At 31.9% G+C, this 12,691-nt stretch carries 12 protein-coding genes and 1 pseudogene; 4 read left to right on the plus strand and 9 right to left on the minus strand.

Annotated features, from left to right (window positions below; genetic code table 11):
• The coding region (locus Q0075_RS03910) for a Nif3-like dinuclear metal center hexameric protein (protein ID WP_297868374.1) at positions 1 to 1,052 on the minus strand (1,052 nt) is incomplete at its 3' end.
• A gap of 109 nt (positions 1,053 to 1,161) precedes the next feature.
• Between Q0075_RS03910 and lpxK the strand changes: the two genes are divergently transcribed.
• Entirely contained in the window at positions 1,162 to 2,175 is a 1,014-nt protein-coding gene (gene lpxK, locus Q0075_RS03915; protein ID WP_297868375.1) for a tetraacyldisaccharide 4'-kinase, read from the plus strand.
• Positions 2,147 to 2,959, plus strand: coding sequence for a purine-nucleoside phosphorylase (locus tag Q0075_RS03920; RefSeq protein WP_297868376.1), 813 nt, complete (start codon positions 2,147 to 2,149; stop codon positions 2,957 to 2,959). Before lpxK ends, Q0075_RS03920 begins: the two co-directional genes overlap by 29 nt.
• On the opposite strand, the gene Q0075_RS03925 is transcribed toward Q0075_RS03920, so the two are convergent.
• From Q0075_RS03925 to recF, 8 genes are all read right to left on the minus strand, one after another.
• The gene (locus Q0075_RS03925; RefSeq protein ID WP_297868377.1) at positions 2,934 to 5,144 is read right to left on the minus strand and encodes an ATP-binding protein; all 2,211 of its coding nucleotides are present in this window, start codon (positions 5,142 to 5,144) and stop codon (positions 2,934 to 2,936) included. The two genes, Q0075_RS03920 and Q0075_RS03925, sit on opposite strands and share 26 nt — an antisense overlap.
• A 58-nt stretch (positions 5,145 to 5,202) precedes the next feature.
• The gene (gap, locus tag Q0075_RS03930) at positions 5,203 to 6,213 is read right to left on the minus strand and encodes a type I glyceraldehyde-3-phosphate dehydrogenase (RefSeq protein ID WP_297868378.1); all 1,011 of its coding nucleotides are present in this window, start codon (positions 6,211 to 6,213) and stop codon (positions 5,203 to 5,205) included.
• A 73-nt stretch (positions 6,214 to 6,286) separates the two neighbouring features.
• The gene (lipA, locus tag Q0075_RS03935; protein WP_133610606.1) at positions 6,287 to 7,162 is read right to left on the minus strand and encodes a lipoyl synthase; all 876 of its coding nucleotides are present in this window, start codon (positions 7,160 to 7,162) and stop codon (positions 6,287 to 6,289) included.
• Between the two features lie 83 nt (positions 7,163 to 7,245).
• Positions 7,246 to 7,809: a sigma-70 family RNA polymerase sigma factor gene (locus Q0075_RS03940; RefSeq protein ID WP_073580296.1), complete on the minus strand. Its 564-nt coding sequence runs from the start codon at positions 7,807 to 7,809 to the stop codon at positions 7,246 to 7,248.
• Positions 7,800 to 8,909, minus strand: coding sequence for a glycosyltransferase (locus Q0075_RS03945; protein WP_297868379.1), 1,110 nt, complete (start codon positions 8,907 to 8,909; stop codon positions 7,800 to 7,802). Before Q0075_RS03945 ends, Q0075_RS03940 begins: the two co-directional genes overlap by 10 nt.
• 12 nt (positions 8,910 to 8,921) lie before the next feature.
• Positions 8,922 to 9,125 carry a hypothetical protein gene (locus tag Q0075_RS03950; RefSeq protein WP_026724852.1) on the minus strand — a complete coding sequence of 68 codons (204 nt, stop codon included), beginning with the start codon at positions 9,123 to 9,125 and terminating at the stop codon, positions 8,922 to 8,924.
• A gap of 317 nt (positions 9,126 to 9,442) precedes the next feature.
• Positions 9,443 to 10,450 carry a UDP-N-acetylmuramate dehydrogenase gene (murB, locus tag Q0075_RS03955; RefSeq protein WP_297868380.1) on the minus strand — a complete coding sequence of 336 codons (1,008 nt, stop codon included), beginning with the start codon at positions 10,448 to 10,450 and terminating at the stop codon, positions 9,443 to 9,445.
• A gap of 143 nt (positions 10,451 to 10,593) precedes the next feature.
• The gene (gene recF / locus Q0075_RS03960; RefSeq protein ID WP_297868381.1) at positions 10,594 to 11,673 is read right to left on the minus strand and encodes a DNA replication/repair protein RecF; all 1,080 of its coding nucleotides are present in this window, start codon (positions 11,671 to 11,673) and stop codon (positions 10,594 to 10,596) included.
• A gap of 135 nt (positions 11,674 to 11,808) precedes the next feature.
• Between recF and Q0075_RS03965 the strand changes: the two genes are divergently transcribed.
• Both Q0075_RS03965 and Q0075_RS03970 read left to right on the plus strand, forming a co-directional pair.
• Positions 11,809 to 12,594: a tetratricopeptide repeat protein gene (locus tag Q0075_RS03965; RefSeq protein WP_297868382.1), complete on the plus strand. Its 786-nt coding sequence runs from the start codon at positions 11,809 to 11,811 to the stop codon at positions 12,592 to 12,594.
• A gap of 2 nt (positions 12,595 to 12,596) precedes the next feature.
• Positions 12,597 to 12,691 (plus strand): annotated as a pseudogene (locus Q0075_RS03970) (6,7-dimethyl-8-ribityllumazine synthase); the annotation flags it as partial.

Genomic DNA, 12,691 nt, shown 5'->3' on the forward strand with positions numbered 1-12,691 from the left:
ATTGCAAAATTAGTGATTTTTTCTTTAAGAAAATCAACAATATAATTTTTTGTAAATCTTTCGCTTTCAAAATGTCCAATATCAGCCAAAAGTAACTGATTTTCAGCTTCATAGAATTGGTGATATTTTAAGTCGGCTGTAAGATAAGCATCTGCTCCTGAGGAAATTGCATTTTTTATAGCAAAACTTCCGCTTCCGCCTAACACGGCTACTTTTTTTATTGATTTTCCTGTAAAAGTGGAATGTCTAATACCTTCACATTGCAATTTTTCTTTAACCAATTGCAAAAACTCGGTTTCAGAAAGTGGATTTTCGAACTCACCAACGCGTCCCAAACCAATATTTTGATGTTTGTTTTCCAATTGATAAATTTCGTATGCCACTTCTTCATATACATGATTTTTGAATAAAGCTTTCAAGATTTTCTCTTGCAAATGCTTTTCAAACGTCATTTCAATTTTAATTTCTTCGTTTTCTACAAATTCAAAACGTTCGCCAATTTCTGGATTCGAATTTTCATTTCCCATATAAGTTCCAATTCCTTTCGAATTAAAACTGCAATCTTCATAATTTCCAATCGTTCCGGCGCCGGCATCAAACAAAGCGTTTCTTAATTTTTCAAAGTTTTCAGGAATCGTATAGGTAACCAATTTTTGAATGTAATTTTCTTTCGGAATCAACACTTTCGAATGTTTCAATCCTAATGCATCACAGAAAATTTTATTCACACCTTTTTGATGATTGTCTAACGCAGTATGAACAGCATAAATCGCAATGTCATTTTTAATTGCTTTTAAAATGGCACGTTCCACATAATTTTTACCCGTAATTTTCTTAATTCCCGAAAACAAAATAGGGTGGAAGCAAACGACCAAATTACATTTTTTCGAAATTGCTTCATCAATTACCGATTCCAATGCATCATGACAAACTAAAACGCCATCAATTTCTTGATTCGGGTTTCCAACTAAAAGCCCTACATTATCAAAATCTTCGGCATAACCTAGTGGCGCCATTTCTTCAAGAATCGAAAGTATATTGGAAAGTTTCATGATACGAAATTTAAAAAATGTTTATACAAATTAACGAAATACCCATTAGAAATGAAATGATAAAGGACATAAACTTTAATATAAAGATAATTTATTATACTTTCGTAATATGATTTTGTTACGAAAAATACTTTTTCCTTTGGCCTTTTTGTATTGGCTAATTACGTTTATCCGAAATTGGCTTTACGATAACGGCATTTTTAAAAGCTACTCTTTTGATATTCCAATTATTGCTGTTGGAAATTTAAGCGTTGGAGGCACAGGAAAAACGCCTCAAATCGAATACTTAATCCGATTGCTTTCGGATAAATATAAAGTGGCAGTTTTGAGTCGTGGTTACAAACGTACTTCAGAAGGTTTTATTTTGGCGGATGAAAACGCTACTGCGAGTTCTATTGGTGATGAACCATTTCAGTTTTATTCAAAATTTCCGAATATTCAAGTAGCAGTTGATGCTAATCGTAAAAACGGAATTGAAAATTTACTACAAGTTCTAAATAAACCAGATGTAATTTTATTAGACGATGCTTATCAACACAGAAAAGTAAAAGCTGGGTTTTATATTTTGCTTACGGCTTATGATGATTTGTTTTGCGATGACTATATTTTGCCTTTCGGGAATTTACGCGAACCCTCTTCTGGAAAAAAACGTGCTGATATGATAATTATCACAAAATGTCCGAATGATTTGTCCGAAATTGCGCAGCAGAAAATCAGAGAAAAGTTGAAGGTGAAACAACAAGTTTTCTTTACCACAATTAAATACGATGATTATGTTTTTGGAAACGAGAGTCAATTATTAGTTTCCGAAATTCAATCAGAAAGTAAAGTATTGGTTGCCGGAATTGCAAAACCTAAATTGTTTTTAGATTTTCTTAAAAATGAGGTGGATGAAACTTTGGTGTTTCCAGATCATCATCATTTTTCGAAACAAGATTGTGAGCAAATTTTGGCTAAAGCCAACGGAAGAAAAATAATTACAACAGAAAAAGATTTTGTTCGTTTAAACGGATTGTTGCCAAAAGAGCAATTGTTCTATTTACCAATAAAATCAACTTTTTTAAATACAAATATTGATAAAACGATAGAAGATTATGTGGGACAAGGTTCAGGAAACAGTTAGTTATATTAAAAATAAAACCAATTTCACTCCAGAATATGGTGTTATTTTAGGTTCAGGATTAGGAGGATTTACAGAAGATATTACGGTTGAGTATACTTTACCTTATTCGGAGATTCCAAATTTTCCAGTTTCAACGGTGCAAGGACATAAAGGGGCATTGGTTTTTGGAACGATTCAAGGGAAAAAAGTAGTGGCGATGCAAGGGCGTTTTCATTTTTATGAAGGATACGACATGAAACAAGTAACGTTTCCTGTTCGTGTAATGAAATATTTAGGCGTTGAAAAACTAATTGTTTCTAATGCTTCGGGAGGTGTTAATCCGGCTTATAAAGTGGGTGATGTAGCAGTAATCACAGATCATATTAATTTAATGCCAGAACATCCACTACGTGGACATAACGACGAACGATTTGGGCCAAGATTTGTAAATATGAGTGAGCCTTACTCAAAAGCAATGATTGCAACAGCATTTGAATTGGCCAAAGAATTGAATATTGATTTGAAAAAAGGAATTTATTTAGGGTTGCAAGGACCAACATTTGAAACGCTTGCAGAATACAAAATGGTAAAAGCTTTAGGGGCAGATTGCGTTGGAATGTCAACTGTTCCAGAAGTTATTGTAGCACGTCACATGGACATGGAATGCTTTGGAGTTTCTGTAATTACCGATATGGGTGATGAAGATAATATCGAAGAAGTAAACCATGATGAGGTTTTACAAGCAGCTCAAAAGGCAGAACCTCATGTAAGAAATTTAATTAAGAATTTGATTGCTCAGTACTAGTTAAGTATTTGGTTACCACTTTATAGAAATGCTCTGGTTCAAAAGGTTTGGTGATTACTTTATTCATACCATAGGACAAGAGCATTTCTCTATTTTCATTCAGAGAGATTGCAGTTAACGCTACAATAGGAGTACAAGTGTTGAATTTTCTGATTTCACTAGTAGCCTCAGTTCCATTTATACCTGGGAGGTGGACATCCATAAGGATTAAATCATAGTTGTTAATTTTAGCTTCTTCAATTGCATCTTCTCCATTGTCGATAATTTTACATGAAATACCTCTTTTTTCTAACATTTTCTGTGTAATCATCTGGTTAATTTTATTATCCTCAACTAACAGTACTTTTTTCTTAATAAAAATGGATTGATATGGTTTTATAACTTCATCTTTAGTTTGATTGTCTATACCTTTTTCAAATTGGAGTTCAAAACTAAAAGTACTTCCTTTCCCAGATTCACTCTGAAGATGAATTTGACTGCCCATCAATTCTAATATTTTCTTAACAATCGAAAGTCCAAGTCCAGTTCCGCCGTAAGTTCTATTTATCTCAACAGAACCTTGACTAAAACTGTCAAAAATAGCATCTTGCTTATCTTTTGGTATACCTATTCCATTGTCTTTAATTTCGAAATAGATAGTTAGATTATTATTTGTTTCATTTTTCTTTTTAATTGTACACCATACATCTCCATTTTTACTGAATTTTATTGCGTTGTTAAGTAAGTTGATTAAAATTTGAGATAATTTTGTTGGATCGCCTTTTAAATTACAATCAATTGTTTCATCAAAATTTAAATGACATTTTATGTTGTTTTCATGGATGAATTCTTTAAAAGAAATTACAATGTTTTTAGTTAATTCAGATAAGTTAAAATTGATTTTTTCAATTACTACTTTGTCAGACTCTAAACGGTTGATTTCTAAAATATCATTGATGAAGTTAAGTAAGTAATTTCCAGAAAATTCAAGTGATTTTAAATAGTTTAATTGACTTGCTTTTGGTTTTTCTTGAAGTAAAAGATAAGTAATACCATTAATTGCATTTAAAGGAGTTCTTAATTCATGACTAACTGTTGATAAAAAATCAGCTCTAGCTTTTGATGCGCTTTCCGCTTTTTCTTTTTCAATTGTAAGTTCTTTGTTTTTTTCTTTTAAAAGTTTATTGGTACTAATTCTAATTTTATTGTTTTTATATAAGGATAGACTTAGTAACGATAAAATGGATATCAAAGCAATACTTAAAATGCTTATCAATTTTGAAAAACGTAATGTCTTTTGCTGGCTTTTTTTTTCTTTATCTAATTGTTCAATTGTTTTGAGTTGTTTGTCAAACTGAATTTTGTCAACTGTAGTTTCTGCAACATTATTTGTATAATATTTTCCAATAGAATCCGTAAGATTTATATATTTTTTTAAATATAAATTCGCACTTATGGTATTTTTATTTTTTTCATAACTATTACTTAATAACTTGTAAATGCGTTTAGTTAATTGTATGTCATTATTACTGTTTTCGTTGGTTTGATTAGCTAGATTTAAATAATTAATCGCTGTTGAATAATTTTTCTTTATAATTTCAATTTCACCTAATTGAATGTAAGCCTCAGTTTTAGTGCTCAATAAAGCATCATCGCTAATGTTTTCTGTTACATTTTTTAAAATCTCAATAGCTTCATTGTATTGTCTTTTTTCTTTTTTTATTATGGCTTTTTGGAGGTTAATTAACTCTATAGCTTCTAAAAAATTTAATTTTTTATAAATATCTGTTGCTTTTTCAAAATATATTTCAGCAAAAGAGATGTTGTTTTTTTTAAGATAACATTTGCCAAGCCCATAATAAGAAAGGGCTATATTAGAACTAGGCTCATTTTTATTGTAAATATTTATGGCTCTTATATAGTAATCAATAGCTAAATTATTTTTTTCTAATTCATAAAAAATTATGGCTAATTGAAGATAGGAATCCGCAAGTTTGTCTTTTGAGTTGTTTTTTTTTGCGTAATCAATTGCTTTTTCTGTATATAGAATAGCATTGGTGTATGATTTTTTAGCTTCTTTATTGAAGAGTCCTATTTCTAAATAATAATCAGTACTATCACTTATTTCCCCTTCATTTTTATAAACAGACTGTGTATAACTGTTTGAAGTTATTAATAAAATAAGTATGACAAGTCGCTTTATCAAGAAAAGTAGAGTTAAATTTAACCCTGCAATTTAAAGTTTTTTGGCGATAATAAAAACTTTATTTTTTAGAAACGAATGTAATTAAGTCAATTAATCGAGAAGAATAGCCAATTTCATTGTCGTACCAACCTACAATTTTAACCATTTTGTCAATTACAGAAGTTAATTGTGCATCAAATAAACATGAGTTTTGATTTCCGATAATATCCACAGAAACTATTGGATCTTCAGTATAATCTAAGATTCCTTTAAAATTAGTTTCAGCAGCTTTTTTAAATGCTTGATTGATTTCTTCAATAGAAACTTGGCGTTTCACATTGAAAGTAATATCCGTCAAAGAACCATCTGGAACTGGAACGCGAATACCACAACCACCAATTTTTCCGTCTAATTCAGGAAATATTTTTGTTAATGCTTTTGCTGCGCCCGTTGTTGTAGGAACAATAGATTGCGCTGCACCACGAGCTCGGCGTAAATCTTTATGAGGTTGATCGTGTAAACTTTGGTCGGTAGTGTAGGAGTGAACGGTGGTGATGTAAGCTTGTTCAATTTCGCACAATTCTTGAATGATTTTAATCATTGGAGCGGCATTATTTGTAGTACAACTTGCGTTGGAAATAATGGTTTCGCTTCCGTCTAAAATGTGTTCGTTTACCCCTAAAACAACAGTTTTTATTTCATCCACTTCAGAAGGTGCAGAAAGAATTACTTTTTTCGCTCCAGCTAAAATATGTTGGTTAATCTCTTCAAATGTTTTGAATTTTCCAGTCGATTCAATAACAATATCAACGTTTACTGATTTCCAATCTAAATTCTTAATTTCTCTTTCATGAAAAAATAAATAGGATTTATCATCAATACTAATCGAATCCTCAGAAAACGAAACTTTCTGATTCAGAACCCCGTGAATGCTATCGTATTTTACCAAATGCGCCATTGTTTTGTTATCAGCAATATCGTTGATGGCAACCACTTCAATAGTAGGATGATTCAAAAGCAATCGGAACAAATTTCGTCCAATTCTTCCAAAACCATTAATAGCAATTTTTATTTTTGTTTCAGGTTTCAAGTTTTTTTTGTTTCAGGTTTTTATCTGGAATTCAATTTACTATTCACTAATTACTTATCACTAATCACTAAAATTAATGAATGTGTTTCTCCGCATGGTAAGACGAACGTACTAAAGCGCCACTTTCCACATGTCTAAAACCTAATTCTTTTCCTATTTGTTCGTATTTCGCAAATTGTTCTGGCGTGATATATTCTTTAACCGGTAAATGTTTCTTACTTGGTTGTAAATACTGACCAATAGTAACAATATCCACTTTTGCATCGGCTAAATCGTGTAAAACTTGAATCACTTCTTCCTCCGTTTCACCTAAACCTAACATGATACCCGATTTAGTTCTTTTGATGCCTTGCTCTTTCAAATAGCGTAACACTTCTAAACTTTTTTCATATTTCGCTTGGATACGAACTTCACGCGTCAAACGTTTTACGGTTTCCATGTTGTGCGAAACTACTTCTGGAGCTACTTCAATAATTCGGTCTAAATTTCTTGTGTTGCCTTGAAAATCTGGAATTAACGTTTCTAAAGTCGTATTAGGATTCATTCGGCGAATCGCTTTCACGGTTTCTGCCCAAATAATCGAACCCATATCTTTTAAATCATCGCGGTCAACACTAGTAATTACGGCATGTTTGATGTTCATAATTTTGATAGAACGCGCTACTTTTTCAGGTTCGTCCCAATCCACCGTTTCAGGTCGACCGGTTTTAACACCACAAAATCCGCACGAACGTGTACAGATATTTCCTAAAATCATGAAAGTTGCGGTTCCTTCACCCCAACATTCACCCATGTTAGGACAACTCCCCGAAGTACAAATGGTATTCAGTTTGTATTTGTCTACTAAACCTCTAAGTTCGGTGTAGTTTTTACCGGTTGGTAATTTTACGCGTAACCATTTTGGTTTTGGTTCTCTTGGTGGAAAAACATTGTCAATAGCCGTGTCCATAATCAAAATTTTGATAGGCAAAGATAATTAGAAATGGTGGATTTCTATAAAAGAATGTAAAGTTTTAAGATTTGTTTAGAAGTTTATTTTCCAGAAATAATCTCCGCTAATAATTTCTTAGCTCGTAGCAGTTTGATTTTGATGTTGTTCAGTGGTTCATCAATTTGCTCTGCCATTTCTTGGTAGGTCATTTCTTGAAAATAACGCATTTGAATGACTTCCTGATAAGCAGGCTTTAATTGTTTGATGTATTGTAGTAATTGAGCTAAATTTTGCTCGATAATCAATTCGTCTTCAGCAGAATTGGAATCGTCTGCAACGCTATAGGCTTGATGGTCTTCTTCGTCATTCATTTCAATAAATAAAGACGATTTCTTTTTGCGAAGCATGTCTATATGAACGTTTTTTGCAATCGCAATCAACCAAGTATTAAATCCATATTCGGGATTATACGTTGCGATTTTATCAAACGCTTTCGCGAAAGTTTCAATGACAATGTCTTCAGTATCGGTTTCGTTTTCGGTGCGTTTTAGCATGAATCCGTACACTTCATTCCAGAAAAAATCCAATAAAAACGTGAAAGCAACTTGGTCTCCCTTTTTTGCTTTTTCAATGTTTTCTTGAATAATGACCGAATTTACTTCCAATGTACAGGTTTTGAGATGAGGTTTCTAAAAAATACGCTCAGTTGCGTAAAGATAAGCACAATTTCGATAATTGGATACCAATACATAACATCTTTTTCTTTCAATTTCCCAGCGGCATAACCTAGAGAAATCCATGAAAATAAATATCTAAAAACGATTATTCCAGTTACAATCATCCATTGGAATTGAAACGCTAACAAAACAATAGCCAAAACTAAAAACCAAAACTGACTAAAGAAAAATAATCCCAACTGAAATTTATCAAATCCTTTGTAGTATTTCGCAGTCGTAGCATGTCTTCTTTTTTGGTAAACCCAAGACGAAAAAGTAGTTTTTGGTTCCGAAAAAGTAAAACTTTCAGGTGTGTATAAAATTGCCGTGTTCTTTTTGTTAGCAGCTTGATTGATAAACAAATCATCATCACCCGAACGAATTTTCATGTGATCCATAAAACCTCGAACATTGAAAAATTCTTCTTTTTTATAAGCTAAATTGCGCCCAACACCCATATAAGGTTTGCCGATTTTTGCCCAAGAAAAATATTGCGTAGCGGTTAACATCGTTTCAAAACGAATGATTTTGTTTAGGAATGAATTCTTCACTTTTTCGTAAGCGCCATAACCTAAAACAATCGTTTTTTCTTTGGTGAATTGAGTTGAAATTTGCAACAACCAATCGCTTGACGCTGGATAACAGTCCGCATCGGTAAATACTAAATACTCATTTTTTGCGGCTTTAATTCCTAAGGTTAACGCGAATTTTTTATTACCCCAAAAGGCTTCATTATTTTGAACTTTTACCAACTTTATATTCGCATATTGTTTTTCGTAACTTTCAAATAATTCCAAAGTTTCATCGCTCGAAGCATCGTCAATTAAGACAATTTCGTAATCAGGATAGTTTTGGGTAACCAAAGTTTGAAAATACTTTTTGATATTTTCTTCTTCGTTTTTAGCACAAACAATGATTGAAATAGGTAAACGTTTCGGAGTTCCTTCGGTTTTTTTACCAAATGAGAATTTTCCGAAAATAAAAAGGTAATAAATAAATTGAATAAACACGATAACCGCAAAAGCGATTAAGAGTATTGTTAGTATCATAAATTTTGAAAATTAAGAGTGCGAAGGTTCGCTGCAATCTTTCATTTGTTCAGGAGTTTTTCCGCAGTAGCTGCAGTTTTCTCCATCTTTATTCAAAAACGGACTTTGGCTAGCACAAGTTCCAGCAAATTTTCCGTCTTTTTTTGCCCAAATTTTTATCGCGATACCTGCAAACGCAAGTCCTAAAAGTCCAATGGTTACTAATACAAGTTTCATCTTTTTCTATTTTGAACTGCAAAATTAATTAAAATCCAAATAACAAATCTCAAATTCCAAACAAATCTCAAAAACAAATTCAAAATTTTTGGAACACAGATTTAAGAAATGGAAGAAATCTTTAAAGTTGAAAAATTTAGCTCGCGGATACAACAGATTTGCTAATGCAAAATGCAGATTTAAAAGAATTTCTTATGGTGCCTATGAAAAGTGAAACGTCCGAAGCTTCGATCCGATATTTCGGATTAAAATCAATACAAAGCAAATCTAATGTGTCTATGTGTTTTAAAAAGAATACAAAGATTTTAAACTCCCCACTAAATAATATTCACTTCCGCTTCTATTGCAATTCCGAATTTTTCTAAAATCGTTTGTTGGATATTTCTCGAAAGTGCTACAATTTCGGCTCCTGTTGCCGTTCCGTAATTGACTAAAACCAAGGCTTGATTTTTATGTACACCAGCATCACCAAAACGTTTTCCTTTAAAACCGGCTTGTTCAATTAACCAACCTGCAGGAACTTTTACTTCGGTTTCTGAAACTACATAATGCGGCATTTCTGGGTGAAGTGCTTTTGCTTTTTCGTAAGCTTCTTTTGAGATGATTGGGTTTTTAAAGAAACTTCCGCTATTGCCTAATTCTTTTGGATCAGGTAATTTACTTTGGCGAATAGCAATTACAGCGTTGCTAACGTCTTTTAAGGTTGGGTTCTCGATTCCGTTTTGTTTTAATTCGGATTCAATTGCACCATAAGTAGTAGAAACTTTATGATTTCTCTTCGTTAATTTAAAACTGACAGAAGTTATGATGTATTGATTTTTTAATTCGTTTTTGAAAACACTTTCACGGTATTCGAATTTACATTGCGCATTGGTGAAAGTTTCGATTTCTAATGATTTTAGGTTTAAAGCTTCACAAGAAAACATCGTATCTTTGATTTCTACTCCATAAGCTCCAATATTTTGAATTGGTGTCGTACCAACGTTTCCTGGAATTAAGGATAAATTCTCAATGCCACCAAAATTTTGGTCGATGCACCAAAGTACGAACTCATGCCAGTTTTCACCAGCTTGTGCTTTTACAATGACAAAATCATCATTTTCTTCAACAATTTCTCTTCCTTTTAAATTCACATGAACGACTAATTTTTCGATGTCTTGTGTTAAAAGCATATTGCTTCCGCCTCCCAAGATGAAAATATCAGAATGGTTTGAAATCACTTCTTTTAACTCACTAATAGAAGAAACAGAAACAAATTGCTTTGCTTTAGCATCAATTCCAAAAGTGTTGTAATTTTTTAGAGAGAAATTGGTTTGAATATGCATTAGAATAATTTTTTTCAAATGTAATGTTTATGTGGTAATTTTCAAATTCAACATTATGGAGTATTTTTTTTGGAACACAGATTAAAGAAATTTTAATAATTTTTAAAATCTGTTCCATCTGTGTTCCTAAAAATTATTGAAATTTAAATCGGAAATATTTTATACGATTGATGCGTTTCTTTAATAATCATCTCAGTTCGTTCGGCATGTGTGTCGGAAATAAAAATTTGTCCAAAAACGGCATCATTCACCATGGTTACTATTTTTTGCACACGCGTTTCGTCTAATTTATCGAAAATATCATCAAAAAGAAGAATCGGTAATTCGCCACTTTGTTTTTTCATGAACTCAAATTGAGCCAACTTTAAAGCAATCAAAAATGATTTCTGTTGACCTTGTGAACCAAATTTCTTAATTGGGAAACCATCAATCTCAAAAACCAAATCATCCTTATGAATTCCAGAACTTGTATATTGAATAATTCTATCTTTTTGTAGCGATTCTTCTAAAAGCGATAATAAATCTTTTTCGAACAATTGACTTTCGTATCGTAAAGCAACCGATTCATTTCCGCCAGAAATATTCGAGTGATGCTTTTGGAAAATCGGAATGAAATCGTTTAAAAATTGGTTTCTTTTTTTGAAGATTAATTGTCCGGTTTCGCTTAATAATTCGTTGTAAATAGCTAAATTGTCTACATCAAAAGTTTGGTTTAAAGCGAAATATTTCAATAAAGCATTGCGTTGTGCTAACGTTTTTTGGTATTGAATCAGCAATTGTAAATATTGGTTGTCTAATGTTCCAATTACACTATCAATAAATTTTCTGCGAGTTTCGCTTCCTTCTACAATCAAATCGGCATCAGAAGGAGAAATGATTACTAAAGGAATTAATCCCAAATGTTCAGAAAGTTTTTCATAGACTTTTCCGTTTCGCTTAATGGTTTTTTTTTGCCCTTTTTTTAAACTGCAAACAATTTTTTCTTCTTTTCCGTTTTTTTCAAGTAAAGCATCAATCACAAAAAACTCTTCGCCATGTTTGATATTCTGAACCGCTAACGGATTAAAATAGCTCTTTCCGTAGGCTAAATGGTAAATAGCATCTAAAATATTGGTTTTTCCAACACCGTTTTTTCCAACAAAACAATTAATTTTAGCGTCAAAATCAAATTCGATTTGGGCTAAATTCTTATAATTAAGTAAAGATAATTGTTTTAAAAACACAATAATTAAAGGTTGTTAGATGACTAAATATAAGACTTTCTGCAAAAGTAAATTGAAAATCTTAAAAATATCTACAAAAATGGTTTTAAATTTTAATAAAAATTATATTTTTGCACCTCATTAAATTAAAAATAAATGGCAACATATAACAAAAGAGGTTACAAAGCTCCAAAACCTGAAGAAGCAAAAGTTGAAAACGAGTTTGACGAAGTAGAAGCAGTTGATGTACAAGATAGTACTACAGCTGAGGTTTTTAATGCTTTAGATGAAACAGCTTCAAAAACTGAGGATTGGGTAGCTAAAAATCAAAAACTACTTTTAGGTATTGTAGGTGCAATTGCGATTGGAACATTATCTTATTTGTTATACAATCGTTTTGTTGTTGAGCCTAAAGAAGAAAAAGCTGCAAACGAAATTTTCCAAGCACAACAATATTTTCAACAAGCAGTTGATGCTACAGAAAAAAATGATTCTTTATACAATTTAGCACTTAAAGGTGGTGAAGGTAAATTAGGTTTTATTGGAATTGCAGAGCAATATGCTGGTACTGATGCTGGAAATTTAGCAAACTACCACGCTGGTATGGCTTATTTAAACCTAGGTGATTTTAAAAATGCTATCACATATTTAGAGAAATTCAAATCTGATGATGCTATTTTAAAACCTATCGCTTTAGGAGCTATTGGAGATGCTTTATCTGAAACTAATAAAGTAGATGATGCTATTACTTACTACAAACAAGCGGCTGAAGCTTCTGAAAATGATTTCACTACGCCAAGATACTTATTCAAAGCTGCTCAATTGTATGTGACTGCAGGAAAAAAAGCTGAGGCTAACAAGTTATTTGTAGAAATCAAAGAAAAATATGAAACTTCTAAAGAAGGAATGAATATTGACGCTTTCATTGCAATGACAGAATAAGAATGGCAACAGAAAATAAAAATTTATCCAATTACGATAAAAACACAATCCCAAACGCGAAAGATTTTCGGTTTGGGATTGTTGTTTCAGAATGGAA

Source organism: uncultured Flavobacterium sp. (genome assembly GCF_937967675.1).
Classification (GTDB): Bacteria; Bacteroidota; Bacteroidia; order Flavobacteriales; family Flavobacteriaceae; genus Flavobacterium.